The organism is Fructilactobacillus myrtifloralis (assembly GCF_024029335.1).
Taxonomy (GTDB): Bacteria; Bacillota; Bacilli; order Lactobacillales; family Lactobacillaceae; genus Fructilactobacillus; species Fructilactobacillus myrtifloralis.
Map to the genome: position 1 here is coordinate 334,045 of NZ_CP097116.1, position 26,098 is coordinate 360,142.

Genomic DNA, 26,098 nt, shown 5'->3' on the forward strand with positions numbered 1-26,098 from the left:
GCACCCCCTACTTTTTTACGTCACACGTTAGTACGTTATCGAGGAGGAGGGCCTGCTGACCAATCCGAATCCAACCGGCCTGCCAGCCGGTGATTTTCCCCTGGATTTGCTGATAATGAACTTCAAAGCCGTTGGATTGTTGCCAGGTAATCGTGACCACTTGGTTATGCCGATAGGCACTCCGAAGCATCTGCACTACTTGCGCTGGTTCAAAAGGGGTCAGTTGAGCCCAGCTTTGCTGTTGCGCCGCCGTGCGGTGTTGTTGGTGTAATAATTGGGTATGATCAGATAAAAAATAACCCTGCCATTTCTGAATCCCCCGGTCATGATAATCATGGGCAAAAAACTGTTCTGCTAGCCGTTCATCCATTTCCATTACCTCCTGGACCGGCTAATTAACTGGCCCGTCGTTGGCCACCGCAACTGGTTAAAGTTGCGATAGACAACCGTAAATTGATACCGCCGGTGGACTAAGTATTGAACTGCTTCTAGGGTTTGTAAATCAAGGGTTGGTACCACCCCAATTGGGTACGAGCGCTGATTTTGATGTGGATGTTGGACGTTTAAAAACCAATTAAAGCGCTGGCCATAGGAATCTCTAACGATCACCAGTAAATACCGCATCCCGTGTTGCGGATGGAATTCCCGTCCGATTTGCTGAATGAGTTGGTTAGCCTGATGCTGGATCAATGGGTTATTCATAACTATTTCCTCCACTGTGACCTCCAACTAGTCCAGCACGCTGCAGCGCAGTCCCACCTGGACACAGGCTGTGCGGGTGAAAGATGGCGTTGACCCCAAAGCGTTGCCGGATTTGATCGGTTACTTGCGTTACTTGTTGTCGTTTCACCCGTTGCTGATTATTGGCTAATAGCTCTAACTGCATTCCGGTTGCCTTGGTTAAATCACCATACGCCAGGTTAATCCGGCGAATCCCCTCCCCCTGCCAGAGTTCATGAAACAGGGCTAACACGGTCGCCGTCAAGTCCATCGTTTGGTCGGTAGCAGCAATCCGCCGAGTTTTAGCTAACCGGCCCCGCGCCCCCGCCGTCCGGCTTGCAGTGGCTAACCCCAGGCTAAGGGAGACCGAGCCTGCTTGCAGTTGGTGAGCGCGAATTCGGGCAGCGACTTGCTCCGCCAGTTCCTTTAAAACTACTTCTAACTCAGCGGCCTGCCAGTAATCACGGGGAAGCACCTGTCCGTTACTATAACTCCGGTGTCGGGGCCGATATTGTTCGTGAAGATCACTACGATCAATGCCCCAGGCGGTCGCAAATAACTGGGCGCCGATGATACCAAGTTCTTGTTGTAATGCATACGGATTCGCCGCAGCTAAATCCGCCATCGAATTAATACCCAAGCGGTGTAGTCGCTGTGCCTGCCGGGTTCCAATTCCCCACACCGCGGTTAAATCCCGAATGGTCCAAATCTTCGTCGGCACATCCTGATAATGAATCTCGCCAATTAAATCAGCATCATGTTTCGCATATAAATCAAGCGCTAACTTGGCCTGGACCGGATTATCACCAATCCCAACCGTAACGTACAGTCCTAAGCGTCGGTGTACTTCCCGTTGAATCCGTTCGGCAACCTCACGCACCGTTTTTCCAGCTAGCCGCCACGAATGCGTAACGTCTAACAGCGATTCATCAATCGAATACGGCAAGATGTCTGCTTCAGCGGCAAACTCACTAAAAATCCGGTTGATTTTTAAATTTTGCTGCAGATAAAAGTTCATTCGGGGTGGCACTAACACTAAGCGTTCGTCATGGGGGAGTTCGTACTGGCGGTTCACGTTATGCAACCCAAATAACTGCTTCGCCCGTGGCGAGGCCGCTAGAATTAAACCCCCGTTCGTACTAGCGGTTTCTGACATAACGCAGAGAACCGCGGTTAACGGGTTTAACCCCCGGGCCACACATTCACAACTAGCGTAAAAAGATTTGTTATCGATGAAGAGATAAACCCCGTGGGGTTCTGTTTGATAATCCACGTTCGCACACCTCCCGAACACTTGTTCGGTTATTATTGTACTGCGTCTAATTTTGTTTGTAAACGCATTTTTGCCCTGACCAACTCTGATATAATGAAAGGAGGTTAGTTATGCAAGTGCCTGTGTGGACATTGCGTAATTACGAAGACCTACTAACTACAAACCCATTTTGCAGGAGGATGATCATGTTTAAAGCTTATCGTAATTTTTGGCACAACATCTTTAATTTTTCTGGAACGGCAACGTTAGTTGAGTTCTGGATTCCCCTAATTTTTAACTACCTATTCGCGTTAATCGCGGCCTGGCTAATTGCCAACCTGGCAGGCACACTTTCTGGTCAAGTAGTTTCGGATGTTTATCTAATTCTGTTTGCCCTAGCCTGGGTGGGTCAGATTTCCGTTACCATGCGCCGGCTCCACGATTCCAATCACTCTGGTTGGTGGTTTTGGATTCAGTTCATTCCGGTCATCGGAACTTTATGGCTCCTCATCTTATTAATTTTACCGGGAACCCGCCGGAGTCGGTGGCGCTAACCATGCCGAATTAAAAAAAGCTGATCCAAAAATGGATCAGCTTTTTTTAATTGTCGTTAGTTAAAGACCATGCCCCCATCAATCAAGAGTGATTGGCCGGTCATGTAATCAGAATCGGGACCCGCAAGGTACGAAACACACCCCGCCACATCTTCTGGTTGCGAGAGCCGTTTCAAGGCGATGTCCTTGGCAAATTGTTCCATGCCCCATGCAAATGGTTTGCCGGCTTTCTCCGCCACTTGCTTGGCAATCTCATTCATCATTGGAGTTTCGACAATCCCAGGACAAAAAGCATTTACCGTAATGCCGTCATCGGCTAACTCCTTCGCCGTGGTTTCCGTAATCCCGCGAATCGCAAACTTAGTGGAACCGTAAACCGTTAGATTCGGATTACCGGTCATCCCAGCCTGTGAAGATGCATTAATGATTTTCCCGGCGTGCTTGAGCCGTTTGAACATGGTCGCCGCCGCTTGAATTCCCCACACGGTGCCACCCACGTTAATCCGTTCTGCTTCTGCTAGCACTTCCGGGGTGACCTCTAAAATGGGCGTTGTGGGTGCCACCCCCGCATTATTAATCATCACGTTCAAATCACCAAAGTGGTCATAGGTCGTTTGGACGGCTGCGAAAACTTCTTCCCGGTTGGCCACGTCAGCTTGGATTGCCAGGGCGTCTCCATGATCATTTTGAATGGTATGTGCTACTGCTTCCACCTTATCTAACGTCCGGCCGACGAGGGCCACTGCAAACCCATCGTGATGTAACCGCTTCGCAATGGCGGCACCAATTCCCTGACCAGCACCGGTAATTAAGGCAACTTTTTTCATATTCTACTCCACTTTCTAACCTAAAAAATTTAATTAACAAATCCTCCTTAATTATACTCCCAATTGTTCATCACTGCACAATCAAAATGATCTCCGTGTTTTCACTGCTCGCTCAGCCGAACCTAAGCAAAAAAAGCGCTTCGTAGCTTTCACTACTAAGCGCTTTTTGGTTAAGATCCCAACAATAACAGCATTACCAACGTTATCAAGAGTAGCGCTAAGCCAATCATGATTACCAACTGCGAGCTGTGAGCTCCTACTTGGGGAATCATTGGTTGGTTCGCCTTGGGCTGGTGCTGGTTAACTGCCGGTTGTTTGAGCGACCGCACGTATGGCAACTTAATCGCCATTCCGGCGGCTGGAATCGTCACCGTGAACGGACTCTTCGGTTTAGCATACCCAGGTATATCAGGCAGGATATTTGGATCAATCGTGATGCGCTCCCTTGGTTTGCCAGCGAACTGAGGGAAGTTAATGCCTAGATGCGGAATCACAGCTCCACTCTGATCGATCGGTTGACTCGGCGTTTTCGGTTCTGCGGTTGGGGTATACGGGATGTCAATCGGCGCCCCGTTTGCCGGAATCGTGACCGTAAACGGGGCCGTTGGTTTGTCATAACCAGGAATGTCAGGGAGATTCTTGGTATCAATCGTCACCTGCTCACCTGGTTTGCCTGGAAACTGCGGGAAGTCGGTCCCGGTGTGCGGAATCACGTTCCCGTTCTGGTCCACTGGCTGACTCGGCGTTTCTGGTTCCGGCGTCGGCGTGTACGGAATGTCAATCGGCGTCCCGTTTGCCGGAATCGTGACCGTAAACGGGGCCGTCGGTTTGTCATAACCCGGAATGTCAGGAAGGTTCTTCGGATCAATCGTGATACGATCCCCCGGTTTGCCTGGAAACTGCGGAAAATCAGTCCCGGTGTGCGGAATCACGTTCCCGTTTTGATCCACCGGTTGACTCGGTGTTTCTGGTTCTGGCGTCGGCGTGTACGGAATGTCAATTGGAGTTCCGTTTGCCGGAATTGTGACCGTAAACGGGGCCGTCGGTTTATCGTAACCCGGAATGTCAGGGAGGTTCTTCGGATCAATCGTCACCTGCTCACCTGGCTTGCCCGGAAACTGCGGAAAATCGGTCCCGCTGTGCGGAATCACGTTCCCGTTCTGATCAACTGGCTGACTCGGCGTTTCTGGTTCTGGCGTCGGCGTGTACGGAATGTTGATGGGAGTTCCATCAGCTGGGATTGTCGCTGTAAACGGGGCCGTCGGTTTATCGTACCCAGGAATATCAGGTAAATTCTTGGGATCAATCGTCACCTGCTCGCCCGGCTTGCCTGGAAACTGCGGGAAGTCGGTCCCGGTGTGCGGAATCACGTTTCCATTCTGATCCACTGGTTGACTCGGTGTTTCTGGTTCTGGCGTCGGCGTGTACGGGATGTTAATCGGGGTCCCGTTTGCCGGAATCGTCACCGTAAACGGGGCCGTCGGTTTGTCATAACCTGGTAGATCAGGTAAGTTCTTGGGATCAATCGTCACCTGCTCGCCCGGCTTGCCCGGGAACTGTGGAAAATCGGTCCCACTGTGCGAAATCACGTTCCCGTTCTGGTCCACTGGTTGACTTGGCGTTTCTGGTTCCGGGGTCGGCGTGTACGGAATGTTGATCGGAGTTCCATCCGCTGGGATTGTCACCGTAAACGGTTCCTTCGGTTTATCGTAACCCGGAAGATCAGGAAGGTTCTTCGGATCAATCGTCACCTGATCACCTGGTTGACCTGGGAACTTCGGAAAGTCGGTCCCGGTGTGCGGAATCACGTTCCCGTTTTGATCCACTGGCTGACTTGGCGTTTCGGTAGCACCAACGGGCGTGTAGGGAACGTTAATCGGCGTTCCTTCTGCCGGAACGGTCACCGTAAGCGGTTCTTTCGGTTTATTATAGCCGGAAATATCAGGTAGGTTATTGGGATCAATTGTAATCTGGTCCCCTTCATTTCCGTTAACCGGTGGAAAATCAAATTTATTTTCACTAGGAGGAATGACCTCCCCATTATTAGCATTCACGGGTTGCAATGGAGTCTTGGAATAAACGCTAAAGTCCACCCCATCAATGTAGTTCCCATACGAAGGTGCTTTACTGGAGACACTCTTAAACCCGAAGTACGTCTCGGTTTGCCCCGCCGGAACCTCATAGTAACCGTCATACCGCGTCCAAGTTCGATCAGGACTAGAGACTTGTCTAACCGTACTATGGTTGGCTAACGTTCCGATGTTGATAGCCATGGTATCAGTTTGATCGCGACCAGCGTGGTATAGACTCCAGTGCATAATCGTTCCGGGGATTGATTTAACTACTTGGTATAATTCTCCGGTTTCATTGGCATTAATTTCCGCCCACTGATTACCAACGGCCGCCTTAAAATTATGGTACTTACCGCCGGTTCCATTCATCATTTCGATGTCATGATCGCTAGCGGTCGTTGACCATCCCGGGACCTTATCTTGTGAAGCGATGCTGACACTGTTCGCGGCCAAAACTGGATCTTCAAACGATCCATTGACAATGTGATCAGAGATTTGATCCTGAGTCGTAGCAGCGCTAACGGTCGGGTCTGCCACCGGATCAGCGTTCACCAATTTTGGATATGCTACTAACATCTGGGTTACCACAAACCCACTAAAGATAATTTTCCATTTGTACTTCATAAACCAGAACTCCAATAACTAAACTTATTAAGAAATCATTAACGACTTCAGTATACCACAAAAAAATAATTATCATACTTTCATATTTACTATGTGATAAAGATTAATTGCGTCCGTTTAATTCGGAATACAAATTACCATGAAAGTCGCCTAACTTAAAAACCCACTGACTAATATAAGTAGTCAGTGGGTTTTTGCTTAATCACCATTTTGTTCTGTATCAGACTGTAAGACCGTCATAAAGGCTGCTTGGGGGATTTCGACCTTCCCAACTGCCTTCATTCGCTTCTTACCACGTTTCTGCTTCTCTAACAACTTAGCCCGCCGGTCGGGATCCCCCGTGTGAATCCGCGAGGTCACATCTTTCCGGTAGGCTTTAATGTTCGTCCGGGCAATGATTTTTGAGCCAATCGCAGCTTGAACTGGAATCTCAAAGTTTTGCCGCGGAATAATTTCCTTTAATTTGCGTACAATCTCGCGACTCCGGTCCTCCGCAAACTGGCGGTGTGCAATAAAACTCAGGGCGTCGACTTGATCCCCATTCAAGAGAATATCGACCTTCACTAGGTCACTAACTTGATAACCATCTACTTCATAATCAAGGGAGGCATAACCCTTTGTACTTGATTTTAACTTATCGAAAAAGTTAAAAATAATTTCTGACAGGGGCATCTGGTAAATGACGTTCACCCGAGCATCATCAAGGTATTCCATGGTAACAAAGTCACCCCGGCGTGCCTGACAAAGTTTCATTACCGCCCCAACGTAGTCATTCGGGACCATAATTGTTGCTTTTACGTATGGTTCTTCAATGTTGTTAATCTTGGAAACATCCGGCATTTCGGCTGGATTTTCCACCTCAACCATGCCACCCCCATTTAGGTTTACGTGGTAGGTAACCGACGGCGCCGTAGTGATTAAATCAAGGTTAAACTCGCGTTCCAAGCGTTCCTGCACCACATCCATGTGCAACAAGCCCAGAAAGCCACACCGAAAGCCAAAGCCCAGAGCTTCAGAAACCTCTGGTTCAAATTCCAAGGACGCATCGTTTAATTTCAGTTTTTCCAAGGCTTCCCGTAAATCTTCAAACTTCGCGTTATCGGTTGGATAAAGCCCCGCATAGACCATCGGAATCATTTCCCGATACCCGGGTAAGGCCTGGTCCGCCGGTTCATCGACCTTCGTAATGGTATCTCCCACTCGGGTTTGCGTAATATCCTTAATGCTAGCGGTTAAGTAACCAACATCCCCCGCCATCAGATAATCCCGTGGAAGTGGTTTGGGCGAGTTAACCCCAACCTCGGTCACTTCGTACTCGCTCCCGCTGTTCATCAATCGAATCCGGTCCCCGGCTTTGACGACTCCCTCAAAAATCCGGACGCTAAGAACCACGCCCCGATAATCATCATAAATGGAGTCAAAAACTAGCCCCTTTAAGGGCGCCTCAATTTCACCAGTTGGCGCCGGAATCTTCGCCACAATTTCTGCTAACAATTGGTCAACGTTCAGCCCGGTCTTCGCACTAATTTCAACCGCATCGCTGGTATCGAGCCCAATCACATCTTCAATTTCCTGTTTAACCCGCTCTGGTTCGGCGGACGGTAAGTCCACCTTATTAATCACGGGCAAAATTTCTAGGTTGTCGTCTAGGGCTAGATAAACATTAGCAAGGGTTTGTGCCTGAATTCCCTGGGTCGCATCCACAACCAAAATGGCACCCTCACAGGCAGCTAAACTCCGTGAAACTTCATACGAAAAGTCAACGTGCCCCGGGGTATCAATTAGATGGAAGACATAATCAACCCCATCTTTACCATGGTACTTCAGTTGAACCGCATTCAACTTAATCGTAATCCCACGTTCCCGTTCCAGGTCCATGTTATCTAACAGTTGATCCTTCATCTCCCGTTTCGATACCGTGTCAGTTAACTCTAGAATGCGGTCAGCCAGGGTCGACTTCCCATGGTCAATATGGGCCACAATCGCAAAGTTACGAATCTTGCGTTGGGCAGTTTGCATTGCATTATAATCCACGTTATTTCCCGCTTTCTTACTTCGTTCGTTTTTTCTTAATTATACCAATGGGCCGCCGCAGAAACAAATAGAGCGAGACCACCATCTCGCTCTACTAGTTATTTTAATTTATCCTTTAACTTTTCAAAAAATCCTTTTTCAGGAATCGGATGTTCCCCACTCGCTTCCGCAAAGGCTTGCATCGCTAACTTTTGTTCTGGCGATAATTTCTTCGGAGTCACAACGGTCACGCGCACCATTTCGTCACCCTTGCTATCGCTGTGCAATCGTGGTGCTCCTTTGCCCTTAAGCTTAAAGACCGTCCCGGTCTGGGTTCCCGCTGGAATCGTCAGTTTGCCGTCACCATAAACGGTTTTGACGTCCACTTCATTTCCTAAAGCCGCATCCGCAAAGGAAATTTCCTTGTTGTAGTAAATCGTGGAACCGTCACGTTGAAAGCCTTGACTCGGCAGCACCCGAAAGACTACAAACAGGTCTCCATAGGGGCCACCATTAATCCCAGCATTCCCTTGGCCCTGCAGGCGCATCTGCTGTCCTTCTTCAACACCGGCTGGAACCTTGATTTCAACCTCGTGGTTTTCTTCAATCTTCCCAGTTCCACCACATTTTGGACATTTTTCCTTAATTAATTTTCCAGTTCCCTCACACTTAGGACAAGTGGTTTGGGTTTGCATCTGGCCCATGGGGGTGTTAACCGTCCGCGCAATCCGGCCAGAACCGTGACAATCAGGACAGGTTTCTGGTTGGGTCCCTGGTTTAGCTCCATTACCATGACAATCCGGACATTCAGCTTCCCGGTGGTAACTAATTTTCGTCGTCTTTCCAAAGATTGCTTCATCAAAGGTCAGCGTCATTTGGTACTGCAGGTCTTCCCCTTGTTGGGGCGCCGTTGGATCAGCTCGACGCCGACCCCCGCCACCAAACAAATCACTAAAGATATCTGAAAAGTCACCAAATCCAGCACCGCCAGCGCCATTAAAGCCACCTCCGGCACCACCGCCAAAGCCTTGTGGACCATCTGCGGAACCATATTGATCGTAGTTTGCCCGCTTTTGCTTATCACTTAAAACTTCATAAGCCTCAGTGATCTCTTTAAACTTGGCTTCAGCTCCTGGTTCCTTATTAATATCCGGATGATATTTTTTGGATAGGTGGCGATAGGCGTGATTGATATCTTTTTCGGTCGCATCTTTTGAAACGCCTAAGACATCGTAATAATTTTTCGCTGCCATTATAATCCTCCTCGTTTTATTGCCCCATTCTAAAACAAAAAGCCAAAGCGTTCATAATGGCTTTGGCTTTTTGATTACCCACCCATTTGGCAGGCAAGCTCCCACTGATTAGGAACTTAAAACGGGCTAATTATTTTTGATCGTCATCGTTTACTTCGTGAAAGTCACCGTCAACGGTCTGATCATCGCCTTGCTTAGCTGAATCAGCATCTTTGCCAGCGCCAGCTTGTCCATCTTGAGCTTGTTGTTGGTAAAGTTTAACTGCAACTGCTTGTACCTTTTCATTCAAAGCATCCTTCTTCGCTTTCATGTCTTCAAGGTTGTTGTCAGCTTTTGCTTTCTTCAATTCTTCTTCAGCATCTTTAACTTCTTTAATCTCTGCTTCAGAAACCTTGCCCTCAACGTCCTTCAAAGTCTTGTCAGTTTGGAAGATTAATTGGTCAACTTCGTTGTTCAAGTCAACTTCTTCTTTCTTCTTCTTGTCGGCTTCTTCGTTAGCTTGGGCTTCTTTCATCATCTTATCGATTTCTTCATCAGACAGACCATTGGAGTCCTTAATCGTAATCTTTTGTTCCTTACCAGTACCTTTGTCCTTAGCAGAAACGTTTACAATCCCGTTTTTGTCAATATCAAAGGTAACTTCAATCTGAGGAACCCCACGCGGAGCGGCCGGAATATCAGTTAATTGGAACCGACCTAATGATTTGTTATCAGCAGCCATTGGCCGTTCACCTTGCAACACGTGAATGTCTACAGCTGTTTGGTTATCAGCAGCGGTCGAGAAGGTTTGGGACTTCGAAGTTGGAATCGTCGTGTTCTTGTCGATCAACTTCGTCATTACTCCACCCATCGTTTCAATTCCAAGGGACAGCGGCGTAACATCCAACAGCACAACGTCTTTTACGTCTCCAGTCAGAACCCCACCTTGAATGGCAGCCCCTAAGGCAACTGCTTCATCAGGGTTAATGGAGTGGTTCGGGTTCTTACCCGTCCAGTTCTTAACGGCTTCTTGAACAGCAGGAATCCGGGTTGAACCACCGTTTAGGATTACTTCGTCGATGTCACTTGTACTTAAGCCAGCATCCTTCAGGGCGTTTTCAAATGGAACCTTCGTTTTATCAACTAAGTCAGAAGTTAATTCATTGAACTTAGCCCGCGTTAAAGTGGTTTGCAAGTGCAATGGACCATTGTCATTAGAAGCAATGAACGGCAGGCTAATTTCAGTTTGGTTAACCCCAGAAAGTTCCTTCTTAGCTTTTTCAGCTGCATCCTTCAACCGTTGTAAAGCCATCTTATCTTGGGATAAGTCAACGCCTTGTTCTTGTTTGAAGTTAGCAACTAACCAATCAATGATTCGTTGGTCAAAGTCATCTCCACCAAGGTGCGTATCACCATTAGTCGAAAGAACTTGGAAAACTCCGTCCCCTAATTCTAGGACAGAAACATCAAACGTTCCGCCCCCTAAATCGTAAACCAGGATCTTTTCATCTTTATCCTGCTTGTCCAAACCATATGCCAAGGAAGCGGCCGTCGGTTCGTTGATGATCCGCTTTACATCTAATCCGGCAATCTTTCCGGCATCTTTAGTTGCTTGCCGTTGGGCATCATTAAAGTAAGCTGGAACGGTAATAACAGCTTCAGTAACCGTATCACCAAGGTAATCTTCAGCATAGCCCTTAATGTATTGCAAAATCATAGCTGAAATTTGTTGTGGTGTGTATTTCTTGCCATCAATATCAACTGTGTAGCCTTGTTCACCCATGTGACTCTTGATGGAACGAACCGTGTTCGGGTTTGTAATTTCTTGCCGCTTAGCAACTTCCCCAACTTGAGTTTCCCCGTCTTTAAAAGCCACTACTGAAGGAGTAGTCCGTGACCCATCTGGGTTCGTAATGATTTTAGGTTTGCCACCTTCCATTACCGCTACAGCTGAGTTAGTGGTACCTAAATCAATTCCAATAATTTTATTACTTGCCATTGTTGTATCTCCTTTTATTTTTCTTTATTGTGCGACGATTACCATTGCTGGCCGAATAATTCGATCAGCTAAGCGGTAACCTGTTTGTAGCACCTGCACGACCGTATCAGCTGGATGTTCATCGCTAGCTGGAACGGTTTGCACTGCCTGGTGCACTTCGGGATCAAATTTAACTCCCACCTCATCAATCGCATGGATGTCATTATCGGTGAGCGCCTTTTGCAGGTGTTTAACCACCATTTCAATCCCGGTCTTTAACTGCCGCCCACTTTCGTCATCTACCTGCACGTTTAGTGCTCTGGTCAAGTCATCCAAAGCGGGGACAATGTCCTTAGCCAGTGATTGTGAGCCGTACTTAGCCAACTCACTTTGTTCTTTTTGGTTCCGTTTTTGCATGTTTTGAATCTCTGCTTGGGACCGTAAATAATCATTTTGGCTGTCATCCAACTGTTGTTGTAATTTATCAACTTCGGCCTGTAAAGCTTCGGTTGTCTTCGAAGCATCCGGTTGCGCTTGGTCTGCTTGATTAGTAGCAGTTGATTGGTCAGCTTGGGCTGCTTCAGCAGCTGGCTGCTTTTTGTCTTTGGCCATGCTAACCCTCCTTTATTGGTCGTAGTCATGATAATAACTACGAATTCTTGTTTGTAATTCATCACGAAACGCATCAACTAGCCCCATCACCCGGGGATAAAACATTCGGGTTGGACCAATTACCGCAATGCGACCAGTTCCGTGTTCTCCGGCATCATAAGTTCCACTAATAATGCTATAGTTTCGCCATAGATCGTTGGGCAATTCAACGCCCAAGCGTACGGAAACATCCCGACCACTGGGCTGTAAAATCGTTGCCAAGTCAGCGGCAGAACTCAAAGATGAATAGAGGGGCTTCAAGTTAGCAAAGGCTTCTGCCCCCATCCCATGGAATAAATTACTCCGACCACTCACAAAGAATTGGTCATGTTGTAACTTACTAGCAACCATCATGAAGGCATTTACAATTTGCGTAAAGTCCGCCAAAGGCTGCCCGCCATGGGCAACTTCATTTTCCAAGCTCCGGGTAACCGCTGCCAACGGTTGATTCCGTAAGTGTTGATTTAACCAGGCTTCCACTTTCGCACTACTACCTGGCGTCAACGCTTCTTCGGTTAGAAACGGTTGACTCTGCACTAATCCACTTTTCATCATCATAATCGCCATAAAGTTCTGATGATTAATCTGAGTCAGGCGAAACGACTCAACCACATCCTGGGATTGTAACGTCGGTGCAAAGGTTAGCGCCGTGTAATCAGTAATTTGTGATAACAAATCAGCTGACTGCTTCACGATGTCATCAATCTGTTTAAACGAATCATCTAACGTTTCCGTGATGTAGTCGCGTGCTTTCATTTCTAGTGGAATCGGTTCCGTCAGGTGATCAACGTAGTAGCGATAACCTTGATAAGAGGGAACCCGTCCGGAGGAAGTGTGTACCTGTTCAATGAAATGATTGTGACTTAGCACACTCATTTCATTGCGAATGGTCGCAGAACTAACCTTAATCGGTAAATGATCGGCTAGATACTTTGAACCAACTGGTTCTCCGGTTTGTGAATATGCGTCAACGATGTGTTTCAGAATCAGATTTTGTCTCTCAGTGAGCATCTTCACCACCTCTTTTTAGCACTCTCAATCACCAAGTGCTAAGGTACATTTATACTGTACCAAGGATAACCATGCAGGTCAAGAATTACGCTCTAATTTAAAAAACTTTCTCGCTTCCTGCTCATCACGTCGCAACTGGGCTACCAACGCTTCCGGGCCCTGATATTTGACCTCGTCACGCGTTTTGGTTAAAAACTGAACCGCAACCTGCTTTCCGTATAGATTCTGATTAAAATCAAAGAGATGCACCTCTAAGGTCACCGGATTTTGATCGCCAAAGGTCACGTTTTTACCAATCGATGCCATGGCCGGATACCAGTGGTCGTTGATCTGCATCTTAACTAGGTAAACGCCTAACCCCGGCATTCGTTGTAAGTCGTCATATTGAACGTTCGCGGTTGGATACCCGAGGGTCCGTCCCCGGGCGAACCCATGAACCACGGTCCCCGTAATTTGAAATGGACGTTGTAATAACCGGTTCACAGTTTCAATGTGGCCGGCACTAAGATTGCGCCGAATGCGAGTTGAGCTGACCTTCTTCCCATCAACGGTGGTGGCCGGCACCGTCACCACCGTAAAGCGGTCCTGGGCGTAGTCAGTCAGATTATCCATGGCGGCCTCCCGCTCCCCGTAGGTATGATCGAACCCGGCGACCACTACCTGAGCTTGCATGCGGATAATAAAATTATCCACAAATTCCTGCGGGGTCTGCGCCTGAAACAAATAGTCGTAGTTCACTTCGTAAACATAATCGACCCCTAAGGCTGCAAAGCGTTCGTACTTCGCTGTTTTTAGGGTTAAATAGCGCGCCGCGTCCCCCGTCAATTTTTGGTAAACAAGTGCGGGATGGTGATCATAAGTTAAGACCGCTAACGGCAAGTTCCGTTGCGCAGCTAAGTGCCGCGCCCTTTCGATGACTTGTTGATGGCCCTGATGCACGCCGTCAAAAAAGCCCATTGCTAACACTACGGGAGTGGGAAATTCTAAGTCAGGTGCGAGCGGATAGGTTAACTGCATAATCTGCATTAGTGATTACTCCAAACTAAACATTTTTTGTGGTTGATACTGGTGGTGCTTTTCATTGTAGTAGTATAACGCCTTATCTTCCCCATTATACCGTAAAACCACCTCTGCTTCAGTGCTGTTCAATTCACTGGGAGCGAGAAAGCCACCGTGCTGAACTCGTTGCCACTGCTCGTTCGTCAATTCCACCTGCGCAAAAGCATGCAGGGCATGATCAATCGGATACACTAGGTCCTCTAGCTGGCCAGCTGCTTGAGCAGTGGCTAAGGTATCTAATGAAACCGTTTGTTGAATGTCAAAACCGCCGCTCGCCACCCGGGTGAGCTGGGACATGACGGCCGGAAGCCCAAATAGCCGACCAAAATCAACGGCCAGAGTGCGCACGTAGGTCCCTTTTCCGCAGTGAACCTCAAAAAAGATGGTTTGGGTGCCAGCCGCTTCGTCAACGATGGCTTCGTCAAGTTGGGTAAATTCCGTAACTTGCACGGTTCGTTGCGGACGCGTGACCGTTTCCCCCCGCCGAGCATAATCATATAAGCGGCGTCCGTTCACCTTCACCGCTGAATACATGGGTGGAATCTGGTGAATGGTCCCGACAAAGTGGTGTAATCCACGTTTAATCTGGGCCTGCGTGAGCGGTTGAAAATGGGGTTGTTCTGCAATAATTTCGCCGTCAAGATCCTCCGTGGTTGTCGCAAAGCCAAGCGTAATTGCCCCCCGATAGGTCTTTCCCGATGCCATCAAATAGTCAACCACCTTGGTTCCATTCCCAAGGCAAATCGGCAAGACTCCGTCAACATTAGGATCTAAAGTCCCACTGTGACCCACCTTTTTTTGGTGTACAATCTTACGCACCTGACTCACGCAATCAAAACTGGTTCTCCCTAACGGTTTATAGAGGGGAATAATCCCATTTACCATATCCTCACTCCTTACTAATTACTAACTACGCAAAAATGACTGAGAAAAAATTTCTCAGTCATTTTTTTATTGGCGTTTTAGGTTGTTTAGCAACTGGTCAATTTTACTTCCGTACTCAATTGACTCATCGCGCTCAAAGTGAATTTCCGGTGTAACGTAAATACTCAACCGATGTCCCAATTCACCCCGAATTAACCCAGTTGCCTTATCAAGACCCTGCTGGACCTTTTCTTGTTCAGCTGGATCACTGGATAAAATACTGTAAAAGATCGTTGCCTGCTGTAAATCACCAGTTACTTTCACCCCGGTCACTGTAACTCCCTGAACCCGGGGATCACGCACTCGTTTCAACAGGATATCATCAACTTCTTTTTGAATCTCTTGTTGGAGCCGTCCAACTCGATATTGTTGTGCCATTGCTTTCCTCCTTACTTAGGAGCGACTTCTTTCATGTGGTAAGCTTCAATGACGTCGCCAACCTTAATGTCATTGTAGTTAGCAATCGTCAACCCACATTCGTGACCCTGTTTAACTTCTTTAACATCGTCTTTAAAGCGTTTCAAGCTGCCCAGTTCACCGTCGTACTTCACAACGCCATCGCGGACGAGCCGCACCTTACTGTCGTTGCGAACGTATCCATCACTGACCATTCCTCCAGCGATGGTTCCGACCGCCGAGGCCTTGTAAATCTGACGCACTTCAATGCTTCCGGTAACCTCTTCGACGTAAGTAGGATCAAGTTTCCCTTTCATCGCCGCGGTAACATCGTCAATCGCATTGTAAATTACTTGGTACAGCCGCACATCAATCTTATCCGTTTCGGCTTGGACCTTTGCCTGGGGCGTTGGCCGGACGTTAAATCCAATGATGATTGCGTTACTAGCCTTTGCTAGGGCAATATCACTTTCGTTAACCGCTCCCACAGAAGCATGAATAACGTTAACGTTAACACCTTCAACATCGATCTTCTTCAAGCTATCGGCTAACGCTTCTACGGAACCCTGCACGTCCGCTTTAATAATGACGTTAACCTGCTTCATGTCTTCTTGTTTCATGGAATCAAACAGGTTATCCAGGGTCACTCGATTATTTTGCTTTCGCTCTTCAATCTGCGCTTCCTTGGCCCGTTCTTCTCCGGCCGCCCGCGCGGTTTTTTCGTCATTAAAGACGACAAAGCGGTCCCCGGCTTCTGGAACGGCGTTCAGCCCCGTAATTTCAACCGGAGTCGATGGCGTAGCCGCGTCTAATTCTTGTCCGGCTTCGTTCGTCATCGTCCGAACCCGACCAAAGGTATCTCCAACCACAATTGGATCACCAGGATGGAGGGTTCCCTGTTGAACTAACAACGTTGCCACTGGACCCTTCCCTCGGTCTAGCCGGGCTTCAACCACTGAACCGGCTCCATTTTGCTTTGGGTTAGCCTTTAATTCCATCACATCGGCCTGCAATAAAATCATATTCAGCAGTTCATCCACGTTGGTTCCGTTTTTAGCTGAGATATCAACAAAGATGGTATCGCCACCGTAATCTTCAGGAACTAACCCATAGGTCATTAGTTGTTCCTTAACGTGGTTCGGGTTGGCGTTGGGACGGTCAATCTTGTTAACCGCCACGATAATTGGCGTGTTTGCTTCCTTAGCATGGTCAATTGCTTCGATGGTTTGGGGCATAACTCCGTCATCAGCAGCAACCACTAACACCGTAATGTCAGTGATGTTTGCCCCTCTGGCCCGCATTTCGGTAAAGGCCGCGTGTCCGGGCGTATCCAAGAACGTAATCAAATGATCGTCTTGTTGTAACTGGTACGCTCCAATTGCCTGGGTAATTCCCCCGGCTTCTCCCGCCGTAATGTGCGAATGACGCAGGTAATCCAGCAAGGTCGTCTTCCCGTGGTCAACGTGACCCATAATCGTCACTACTGGGGGACGCGGTGCTTGATAACTCGTGTTATTTTCCTCTTCTTCAAAGAACTTATCGATATCAGAAACGTTGACGTGTTCTTTTTCTTGGGCCTTGATTCCGTAATCTTCAGCCAATAATTCAATGGCATCCTTATCAAGGGACTGGTTTTGGTTAACCATCATGCCCAACATAAATAACTTCTTGATGATTTCGGCTGGTTCGCGGTGCAAAATCTTTCCCAGATCCTGAGCGTTCATCCCATCTTCATAGACCAAGACTTCTGGTAACGGCCGGTTTTTCCGTACCGTTGGCGCCTTTTTCTTGTGGTTTTGCCGAATCCGTTGGTTTTTCGAATACATATTCGCAAACCGGTTGTTACGATTATTACGGCGCTTTTTCTTGTTTTTATTGTTGTTGCTATTGTTGTTTCGATTTAAACTGCCACCGAATTTACCAGCCCCTGATTTAGCTTTAGCCGTGGTTGATTGACTCCCAGCTGGCTTAGCAGCCCGTGCTGGTTGCTTTTGAGTTGCGGGCTTCGGCTTTCCCTGATTGGTTGCTTTGCCATGATTAGCGTGATTGGCATGCGTAGGCTTGTTCGTTTTCGTTGTTGCAGCGGCCTGGTGGTGTTCTGGACGTTTACCAGTTGCTTGCGCTGGCTTGCTCTGTGTGGCAGCTGAGGCTTGCTTGTTACTAGTTGCCTGGGGTTTCCCGTTTTTAGTCATTGCACCTCGTACTGTCTTTTCCTGGGCTGCATCTAACGATGACATGTGGTTTTTCACACTAATCCCATTTGCTTGTGCTACACCCAGTACTTTTTTACTGGGAACGTTTAATTCTTTTGCTAGTTCATAGATTCTTTTTTTGGCCATGAAACCACGCTCCTTACTTGTTTATCTCATTTAATTTCCTCGCAAAGCCTTGATCTGTAATTCCAATGATTGTTCGTGGTTGTCCAATCGCCGCACTTAATTCGGCTTTGGTTAACTGGTGGTTCACAGGAACGGTATAAAAGCGACTCTTATCCAAAAAGCGCTTGGCAGTCGCTGTTCCAGCGTCACTGGCTAAGAATAAAAATTGAACTCGGTGACTCCGAATTCCACTTAACACCAGTGCCTCTCCGGTAACTATTTTACCAGCTCGCCGGGCGATTCCCAACAAATTAAGCGTTTGCTTATAATTGGTCATTTTGCATCAATTCCCGTCTAGCTTGGATGTGATCAACGTACTCAATCAGCTGGTCATAGAACTCCGGATCCAGAGTGACGGAAAAAACCTGCTCCAGAAGTTTGGCATCCCGGGCCTGTTTGACTGCGTCCACATCAATCTGCACGTACGCACCGCGCCCCGCCTTTTTTCCAGTTGGATCTAGACTAACGTTCATTTCCTTATCGCGCACAATGCGGACCAGATCCTTTTTCGGAAACATCGCTCCGGAAATGACGTCCTTGCGCATCGGAATCTTTCTCTGCTTTTTCAAGTTCGCTCCACTCCTTTGCTTCGTTGCACCTTTACTAGTCGGTTACTTCACTGTCATCGTCGCTAACCGAAGCAGGCTCAGCATCCGCTTGCTCCTGATCGTTCATCTCAGATTCCGCCTTAATATCAATGCGGTAGCCGGTGAGCCGGGCTGCTAGCCGCGCATTTTGCCCCCGTTTTCCGATTGCTAGCGATAACTGATCGTCAGGAACTACTACGGTACAAGCTTTGTCTTCTCCGTCTTTGAAGATGACATCTACCACTTCAGCCGGATTTAAAGCGTTGGCAATGTACTGGGCCGGATCTTCATCCCACTGGACGATATCCATGTTTTCGCCCCCGAGTTCGTTCACAATGTCTTGCACCCGTTGCCCCCGGGGTCCCACCGTGGTCCCCACTGGATCAACGTTTGCTTCGTTTGATTTAACGGCTACTTTCGAACGGTCGCCGGCTTCCCGAGCAATCGACACAATTTCCACGATGCCATCGTAAACTTCTGGAACTTCCTGTTCAAACAACCGTTTTAACAGTCCGGGCGCCGTCCGACTAACAAACACCTGGGGTCCCTTTGCGGCATCGTCAACGTTCGTAACGTAAACCTTGAGCTTGTCTTGGGGCCGATAAGTTTCATTGGGCATTTGATCATTATGCCCCATGGCAGCTTCAACCCCGTCTAAGTTTAGGTAGACAAACCGATTATCCTGGCGTTCTACCTCAGCAGTGACCAGTTCATCCTGATACTTGCTGTATTTATCATACACGTTTTGGCGTTCCGCCTCTCTGACCCGTTGCATAATCACCTGTTTGGCAGTTTGAGCTGCAATCCGACCGAAGTTCTTGGGGGTTACCTTAAATTTGATTTCATCCCCCAGTTCATACCCCCGGTTAATTTGGAGAGCTTCATCCAAACTCACTTCAAGGCGGGGGTCCACCACCGTTTCAACGACCTTTTTAACGGCATAAACATTGATGTTGCCCTGTCGTTCGTCAAACTCAACGTCTACGTTTTGCGCCTGGTCATAATTTCGTTTGTAAGCTGAGATTAACGCCGCTTCTAAGGCTTCAATCACAACTTCCTTTTTGACCCCTTTTTCGCGTTCTAATTCATCGAGCGCTGTCACCAGTTCTTTACTCATTGTGCTGCTTCCTCCTGTTTAAAATTTAATTGCCAAACGGGCATTTGAGATTAGCTTCCGCGGAATCTCGACTTCGTGTTCCCGTTGCTTGTCCGTCACCTGAATGGTTAAAGTGGTTTCATTTAACTGGGTTAACGTACCCTCATACGTCTTTTTACCGTCTAGTTTTTGGTAGAGCGAGAGGTGCACATATTCGTTTAACGCTTGCTGATAATCCTGCTCACGGCGAAGGGGGCGTTCTGCCCCTGGAGACGAAACTTCTAAGAAATAGGGTTCAGCAAATGGATCCGGATCTAGTTCATCCAGCTGTTCTCCTAGTTGATCGCTAACTAACACACAATCATCTAAGGTAATCCCGCCGTCTTTATCAACGTAAACCCGTAGATACCAACTGCCACCTTCTTTGACGAATTCAATGTCATACAAATAAAAGCCCAAAGTGGATAGGATTGGTTCCACCGTTGCTGTGACTTTCGCAATAATCTCGCTTGTTTCGCTCAACTATTTCCCTCCCAAATGGTTCTAATAAAAAGAGCGAGCATCGCTGCTCACTCCAAAAAGAGTTTTCAATTACTACCATAATTGTAGCATAATCGCTAGTTGGTCGCAATGTCCTTATAAATCAAACAAGCTCAGTTGATTTTCGTCCGGCAGTCCCTTCAAAACCCCATTTTGATTCATAAATTCAATAATGGTCTTAGAGACTCCCCCCCGTTTAGCGAGGTCCTCTTTGGATAGGAACGGTTTATCTTCTCGGGCGGCAACAATCTGCTTGGCCACGTTCAAGCCCAATCCGGGCACGGCACTAAAGGGAGCAATTAACTGTTGACCATCCATCAACCATTCCGAGGCATCCGAACGCTCTAAATCAATCATTTCAAAACTAAAGCCCCGCTCTAACATTTCGTTTGCAATCTGCATCACGGTTAGCAGGTTCTTTTCCTTTGCAGAGGCTTCCGTTCCCTTGCTTTCAATCGCTTTGATCACGTTTTTCACGGCTTCCTTACCGTGTGCCATCGCTTCGACATCAAAGTCAGAGGCGCGCACTGAGAAGTAAGCAGCGTAATAAACCAGCGGGAAGTATACCTTGAAGTAAGCCACCCGCAGGGCCATTAGCACGTAGGCCGTCGCGTGCGCCCGGGGGAACATGTACTTAATCTTAAGACAGGAGTCAATGTACCACTCAGGAACGTTGGCCTCGCGCATTTTGGACTGCCATTCGTCCTTGATGCCCTTTCCCTTTCGGACCTTTTCCATGATTTGAAAGGAGGTTTCAGAATCCACCCCGTAGTTGATCAAGTCGGTCATGATGTTATCCCGACACCCAATTACGTTTGAAATCGTGGCGGTTCCTTCTTTAATTAACTCTTCTGCGTTACCTAACCACACGTCGGTCCCGTGGGATAATCCAGAGATTTGGAGTAAATCAGAGAAATTCTGCGGATTAGTTTCCTCGAGCATCCCCCGGACAAACCGGGTTCCAAATTCTGGAATTCCCAGCGTTCCCGTTTTGGAGAAAATTTGGTCCGCAGTCACGCCCAACACCTCTGGACTACTAAAGATTTTCATTACTCCGGCATCGTTCATTGGAATGGAATAAGGATCAATTCCAGATAAATCCTGTAACATCCGAATCATGGTGGGGTCATCATGGCCCAGAATATCTAGTTTCAGGATGTTATCGTGGATGGAATGGAAATCAAAGTGAGTCGTTTTCCACGCCGCATTTTGGTCCTCTGCTGGAAACTGAATCGGGGTAAAGTCGTAGATGTCCATGTAATCGGGAACAACGATAATCCCAGCCGGATGTTGGCCGGTAGTACGTTTGACCCCGGTCGCCCCCTGGGCTAACCGATCAATCTCCGCATTCCGGAAGTTTTTCCCCTGGTCACGTTCGTAGGCCTTCACATACCCATAGGCGGTTTTGTCGGCCACCGTTCCAATCGTACCGGCCCGAAAAACGTTCTTTTCCCCGAACAGGACCTTAGTATAGTTGTGGGCAATTGCTTGGTAGTCTCCCGAAAAGTTTAGATCGATATCCGGCACCTTGTTCCCCTTAAAGCCCAGGAAGGTTTCAAAGGGAATGTTATGCCCATCTCCTACCATGACGGCACCACAGTGCGGACATTTTTTCTCCGGTAAATCAAATCCGGAACTGTATTCACCCTTCGTGAAAAATTCAGAATACTGACATTTTGGACACCGGTAGTGAGGCGGCAAGGGGTTCACCTCGGTAATCCCGGTCATCGTAGCCACCAAACTGGACCCAACTGACCCTCGGGATCCAACTAAGTACCCATCCTTATTACTTTTAGCAACCAGCCGCTGCGAGATCAAGTAGATAACTGAGAAGCCGTTCCCAATGATACTTTTCAGCTCCCGCTTTAGGCGCTTTTCCACAATGTCCGGTAAAGTTTCACCATACAACTGGTGGGCCTTATCCATGGTCCGTCGTTCAATCTCATCCTCAGCACCGTCCATTTTTGGTGTATACAACTTATCCTTTAAGGGGTGCACGGTTTCAATTTCGTTAGCAATTTTTTGGGAATTCTCGACCACAATTTTGTGCGCCGTTTCTTCCCCTAAAAACCGGAAATCTTGCAGCAGTTCGTCGGTCGTCCGAAAATGCACGTCCGGCAAGGCCTGCCGGTTCAGCGGGTTCGCACCCCCCTGGGAATTGATTAAAATCTTGCGGTAAATAAAATCATGGGGGTCTAAGTAATGGACATCGCCGGTCGCCACGAGGGGCAGCTGGGCGTCATCTGCAACCGTCACCATGTTTTTCAAAATCGTTTGCAGTTTCCCACGGTCGCTAATCAGATGACTGTCAATTAACGGCTGGTAAGCTGCCTGGGGTTGGACCTCTAGGTAGTCATAAAATTTAGCCTTTGCTAGTGCCTCAGACTGTCCCTTTTGCATCAAGGCGGTGAACACTTCACCACTTGAACACGCGGACCCAACCAGGAGACCCTCCCGGTGCTTTTCAAGTTCACTGCGGGGAATCCGTGGCACCCGATAGTAATACTTAATGTGGGCTAAAGAGACTAATTTAAATAATTCCTTTAATCCGGCCTGCGTTTTCGTCAGTAAAATGACGTGGAACGGTCGGGCGTGCTTATACGCATCATTGTCAGTCATGTGTTCGTTGAGTTGATCGTGATACTCAATTCCGTACTGCTCTTCCGCATCCTTTAAAAATAAATAGTTGAGGTGGCCAGTCGTTTCCGCATCGTAGATGGCCCGGTGGTGATGTTCCAACTCCACGTTAAATTTCTTGGCTAAGGTGTTAAGCCGGTAGCTCTTGTAATTTGGGTATAAAAAGCGTGCTAGCGTTAACGTATCAATAATCGGGTTGGCAATCTCTGGCATTTGGTGCCGGGCATAGCCGGTATTCATAAACCCAATATCAAAGGTTACGTTATGCCCGACAATGATGGCATCCCCACAGAATTCGCGAAAGAGTTGAAAGACCTCTGCTTCTGATTTGGAACCGGCAACCATTTCATCGGTAATGGAAGTCAGGTTCGTTGTTTCTTCTGATAAATGAAACCCGGGATCAATGAACTCCTCGAATTCCGCAATCACATTATTCCCCTGCATCTTAACTGCGGACAGTTCAATCACACGGTCATAAATCGCGGACAGTCCAGTGGTTTCCGTATCAAACACCACGTAGGTGGCATCCTTTAACCGCACGTGCTGATCGTTAAACCCGATTGGTTCCCCATCGTCAACTACGTTTGCTTCCATTCCATAAATCATCTTAACGTCATTTTGCTGTCCGGCTTGGTAGGCTTCCGGAAAGGCCTGTACGTTATCGTGATCCGTGACAGCGAGGGCCGGTTGTCCCCACTGTTTAGCCCGTTTGACGTAGTCTGAAATTGAATTGGTGGCATCCATTTGACTCATGTTCGAATGTAGATGCAATTCCACCCGCTTTTCATCGGCAGGAGCAAGGTCGGAGCGGGTTTCGTGTTCAACGGGCATCAAATCGTAGGCATTCATCACCAACTCGTGTGAATAGTTATCCTCTTGAATACTCCCCCGCACCTTTAACCAACTGCCGGCGGCGAGGTTAGCAAACTGGGCCGCTTCTTCATCATTTTTCGAGAATTTTTTCACGGTTAACGACGAACTGTAATCAGTAATTTCGAGAATTAACAACTGCCGCCCGGAACGTAGGGAGCGGACTTCCTTATTAAACACGTACCCGTTAATCACAACGGATCGTTCCTCTTCCGTAATATCGACCATCTGGGTAACTTCACTGCTATCCGCGATTTTGCGCCCAATTTGTTGCGAACCGGTGTGCTGCGTTGCTTCTTTGTGCGCGTTGCTCTTTTCCATGGCAGCCCGAGCTTGTTGGGCCAGTTTTTCGTCCCGTTCTTTTTTCTCGGCTTTCAGTTCGGCAATTTTAGCTTGGGAAGCCGACTCATCAACCATGGTATTAATGGTGAACTTGGGAAAGCCCACCCGTTGATAAGTCGCTTCAATCGGTCCCAACGCCTTATTCGTCATGTAATCCTTGGCAATTTCATTGACCGCCAAAAAATTAACCCGGCCATCATCCACCATCGGAACATGGTTATTTAACAGTTCCTGGGTTAAGTTGGAGTGCAGCCCCGCGTGTTGCACAATCCACTCCCAGTAATCACCAAGTTCGCGGTTGGGCACCGTCGTTTGATCCGTACTGATTGTAACGCCCACCTGTGCAATTTCTTGAAAAGCTTGCTGCAAGCTGGTCAGCAATTTTTGAAACTGCACAAAGGGGAGAATTCGTTCCAAGTGAAACGTAAACTCCCACCGGTTGGACTGTTGGTGCACTGTCACTGCTGTAATCTGCCCGTGGTTAAATTCAGCCCGTTCGGAATCCGACCAACCAATTTGATCCAGTAACTTTTGCAAACGTTCTTCTTTGGTTAGTGACACTGGTATCCTCCTCATTTGCACAAAAAAGACCAGTCTCGTCTGGTCTTTTGGTTACATCTCTTTAGCTAAAATGGTAATGGTATTTTGTAAATCATCAACTTTGGTTTCAACGGTTTCGCCAGTTTTGCGAATCTTCACTTCGACAATACCTTCATCGGCTTTTTTCCCAATCGTCACTCGAACTGGGATCCCAATCAAATCGGCATCGGCAAATTTAACTCCGGCCCGTTCTTTGCGGTCATCAACTAACACCTCATACCCAGCTGCTTCGAGCGTCTGGGTAATTTGCGTTGCTAATTCGACCTGCTCCGCTTTCTTCACGTTCGTTGGAATCACGTGCACATCAAACGGCGCGATGGCGGTTGGCCATACCAACCCGTTTTCATCTGCTTGCTGTTCAGCAACCGCTGATAGTAACCGGCTCACCCCAATGCCATAGCAACCCATGATTATTGGTTGTTGCCGGCCATTCTCATCTAAAATGTCAGCCCCTAAGACTTTGGAGTAGCGGGTCCCAAGCTTGAAAATGTGACCAATTTCAATCCCCTTGGTAAATTGCAATTCCCCGCTTCCATCTGGAGAAATGTCTCCTTCTCGGACGGTCCGCACGTCTACGTACTCAAGGTCAGGTAGATCCCGAGTGGGGTTAAAGCCCTGGTAGTGGTGATCCGTTTGGTTCGCCCCCACCACGGCATTCACGAGTGGTTGCACGTATTCATCAGCCACCACCTTCGTTCCCGCTGGCAAATCAAATGGTCCCACGGAACCCGGCTGAACGTGTAAGTTCGCTGCCACTTGGTCCGGAGTTGCTAGTTCAAGGCTGTCCGCCTCCAGAACATGTTTGAGTTTCGCTTCATTAACGACCTGGTCGCCCCGTAGTAAAACGACTACCAGCTGTCCATCCGCCACGTAGAGGAGACTTTTTACGACTTGGTCTGGCTGCACATCGAAAAACTTCGTGACTTGCGTAATCGTCTTTACGTCTGACGTTTCAACCAACTCTAACGGTTCCAACTCCGCATGCGATTTTTGGGGGACAAATAAATTAGTGGCCATTTCTAGGTTAGCGGCATACTCACTGTCATCAGAATAGACAATCGTATCCTCTCCAACCGCAGCGGGGGCGGAAAATTCCATGGAATCAGAGCCCCCCATACTGCCACTATCTCCAATGATCCCGCGGTAGTTCAGACCGATTTGGTTGAAAATGGCTTCAAAGGCCGTCCGCATCTCTTTATAAATTTGATCTAGGTCCGCGTCATCAGCTGAAAATGAATAGGCGTCCAACATGATGAATTCGCGACTTCGCAGCAGGCCGTAACGGGGCCGATCTTCATCGCGAAATTTACTTTGAATTTGATATAAATTTAACGGTAACTTTTTGTAGGATTTCACCGACGCCTTCAATAACTCTGTAAAGGTTTCTTCGTGCGTCGGTCCCAGGATGAATTCGGTATCATGCCGGTTCTGCAACTTAAAGAGTTCGTCTCCATAAGTTTCATACCGCCCTGAATCCCGCCAAAACTGGGCGGGAATAATCTCTGGAACGAGCATTTCACATGCAGCGGCTGCGTCCATATGCTGCTTAATGATCCGTTCGATCTTTTCTAACACCCGATACGCCAATGGCAGATAGGCATACGTTCCAGCTGAGACCTGTTGAATATATCCGGCCCGCAGTAGCATCCGGTGGCTGAGAGCTTCCGCGCCCGTCGGATCCTGCTTTTGGGTGGGAATTAACATTCTTGATTGTTTCATTTAGTTCATCACTCCT

The 26,098-nt window shown here is 47.9% G+C and carries 21 protein-coding genes; 1 reads left to right on the top strand and 20 read right to left on the bottom strand.

What is annotated here, in order from left to right; all coding sequences use genetic code 11:
- Positions 1-7: 7 nt before the first annotated feature.
- From M3M35_RS01735 to M3M35_RS01745, 3 genes are read right to left on the bottom strand one after another with little or no spacing between them, the layout of a single operon-like run.
- A complete protein-coding gene (locus tag M3M35_RS01735) occupies positions 8-376 on the bottom strand; it encodes a hypothetical protein (protein WP_252750307.1) in 369 nt (122 codons plus the stop codon).
- Positions 376-702: a hypothetical protein gene (locus M3M35_RS01740; RefSeq protein WP_252750308.1), complete on the bottom strand. Its 327-nt coding sequence runs from the start codon at positions 700-702 to the stop codon at positions 376-378. The genes M3M35_RS01735 and M3M35_RS01740 overlap by 1 nt, the downstream gene beginning before the upstream one ends.
- Entirely contained in the window at positions 695-1,993 is a 1,299-nt protein-coding gene (locus M3M35_RS01745) for a Y-family DNA polymerase (RefSeq protein ID WP_252750309.1), read from the bottom strand. The genes M3M35_RS01740 and M3M35_RS01745 overlap by 8 nt, the downstream gene beginning before the upstream one ends.
- 185 nt (positions 1,994-2,178) lie before the next feature.
- Here M3M35_RS01745 and M3M35_RS01750 point away from each other — a divergent pair, with 185 nt between their 5' ends.
- Complete coding sequence (locus tag M3M35_RS01750; RefSeq protein WP_252750310.1) at positions 2,179-2,526, top strand: DUF805 domain-containing protein; 348 nt, start codon at positions 2,179-2,181, stop codon at positions 2,524-2,526.
- Between the two features lie 56 nt (positions 2,527-2,582).
- Here M3M35_RS01750 and M3M35_RS01755 read toward each other — a convergent pair whose 3' ends face one another.
- From M3M35_RS01755 to M3M35_RS01835, 17 genes are all read right to left on the bottom strand, one after another.
- Positions 2,583-3,353, bottom strand: a complete 771-nt coding sequence (locus tag M3M35_RS01755) for a (S)-acetoin forming diacetyl reductase (RefSeq protein WP_252750311.1) — start codon at positions 3,351-3,353, stop codon at positions 2,583-2,585.
- 170 nt (positions 3,354-3,523) lie between these two features.
- Positions 3,524-6,049: a DUF5978 domain-containing protein gene (locus M3M35_RS01760; protein WP_252750312.1), complete on the bottom strand. Its 2,526-nt coding sequence runs from the start codon at positions 6,047-6,049 to the stop codon at positions 3,524-3,526.
- Between the two features lie 198 nt (positions 6,050-6,247).
- Complete coding sequence (gene lepA, locus M3M35_RS01765; protein WP_252750669.1) at positions 6,248-8,068, bottom strand: translation elongation factor 4; 1,821 nt, start codon at positions 8,066-8,068, stop codon at positions 6,248-6,250.
- A 113-nt stretch (positions 8,069-8,181) separates the two neighbouring features.
- The gene (gene dnaJ / locus M3M35_RS01770; protein WP_252750313.1) at positions 8,182-9,315 is read right to left on the bottom strand and encodes a molecular chaperone DnaJ; all 1,134 of its coding nucleotides are present in this window, start codon (positions 9,313-9,315) and stop codon (positions 8,182-8,184) included.
- Positions 9,316-9,445: 130 nt separating this feature from the next.
- Entirely contained in the window at positions 9,446-11,293 is a 1,848-nt protein-coding gene (gene dnaK / locus M3M35_RS01775) for a molecular chaperone DnaK (protein WP_252750314.1), read from the bottom strand.
- 24 nt (positions 11,294-11,317) lie between these two features.
- Positions 11,318-11,884, bottom strand: coding sequence for a nucleotide exchange factor GrpE (grpE, locus tag M3M35_RS01780; protein WP_252750315.1), 567 nt, complete (start codon positions 11,882-11,884; stop codon positions 11,318-11,320).
- A gap of 12 nt (positions 11,885-11,896) precedes the next feature.
- On the bottom strand, positions 11,897-12,934 hold the full coding sequence (gene hrcA / locus M3M35_RS01785) for a heat-inducible transcriptional repressor HrcA (protein ID WP_252750316.1): 1,038 nt from the start codon (positions 12,932-12,934) through the stop codon (positions 11,897-11,899).
- Between the two features lie 78 nt (positions 12,935-13,012).
- On the bottom strand, positions 13,013-13,960 hold the full coding sequence (ribF, locus tag M3M35_RS01790; protein WP_252750317.1) for a riboflavin biosynthesis protein RibF: 948 nt from the start codon (positions 13,958-13,960) through the stop codon (positions 13,013-13,015).
- Between the two features lie 6 nt (positions 13,961-13,966).
- Positions 13,967-14,878: a tRNA pseudouridine(55) synthase TruB gene (gene truB / locus M3M35_RS01795; protein ID WP_252750318.1), complete on the bottom strand. Its 912-nt coding sequence runs from the start codon at positions 14,876-14,878 to the stop codon at positions 13,967-13,969.
- A gap of 66 nt (positions 14,879-14,944) precedes the next feature.
- Complete coding sequence (rbfA, locus tag M3M35_RS01800) at positions 14,945-15,295, bottom strand: 30S ribosome-binding factor RbfA (RefSeq protein WP_252750319.1); 351 nt, start codon at positions 15,293-15,295, stop codon at positions 14,945-14,947.
- Between the two features lie 11 nt (positions 15,296-15,306).
- Positions 15,307-17,652: a translation initiation factor IF-2 gene (gene infB / locus M3M35_RS01805; protein ID WP_252750320.1), complete on the bottom strand. Its 2,346-nt coding sequence runs from the start codon at positions 17,650-17,652 to the stop codon at positions 15,307-15,309.
- Positions 17,653-17,665: 13 nt separating this feature from the next.
- Entirely contained in the window at positions 17,666-17,968 is a 303-nt protein-coding gene (locus tag M3M35_RS01810) for a L7Ae/L30e/S12e/Gadd45 family ribosomal protein (RefSeq protein WP_252750321.1), read from the bottom strand.
- Positions 17,955-18,236 carry an RNase P modulator RnpM gene (gene rnpM, locus M3M35_RS01815; protein WP_252750670.1) on the bottom strand — a complete coding sequence of 94 codons (282 nt, stop codon included), beginning with the start codon at positions 18,234-18,236 and terminating at the stop codon, positions 17,955-17,957. The genes M3M35_RS01810 and rnpM overlap by 14 nt, the downstream gene beginning before the upstream one ends.
- Before the next feature lie 58 nt (positions 18,237-18,294).
- Positions 18,295-19,395, bottom strand: coding sequence for a transcription termination factor NusA (nusA, locus tag M3M35_RS01820; RefSeq protein WP_252750322.1), 1,101 nt, complete (start codon positions 19,393-19,395; stop codon positions 18,295-18,297).
- A gap of 18 nt (positions 19,396-19,413) precedes the next feature.
- The gene (gene rimP / locus M3M35_RS01825; RefSeq protein ID WP_252750323.1) at positions 19,414-19,896 is read right to left on the bottom strand and encodes a ribosome maturation factor RimP; all 483 of its coding nucleotides are present in this window, start codon (positions 19,894-19,896) and stop codon (positions 19,414-19,416) included.
- A gap of 114 nt (positions 19,897-20,010) precedes the next feature.
- Positions 20,011-24,324 carry a PolC-type DNA polymerase III gene (locus M3M35_RS01830; RefSeq protein WP_420842386.1) on the bottom strand — a complete coding sequence of 1,438 codons (4,314 nt, stop codon included), beginning with the start codon at positions 24,322-24,324 and terminating at the stop codon, positions 20,011-20,013.
- 51 nt (positions 24,325-24,375) lie between these two features.
- Positions 24,376-26,082 (bottom strand): proline--tRNA ligase, encoded by a 1,707-nt coding sequence (locus M3M35_RS01835; RefSeq protein ID WP_252750325.1) that lies wholly within the window; start codon positions 26,080-26,082, stop codon positions 24,376-24,378.
- Positions 26,083-26,098: the final 16 nt, after the last annotated feature.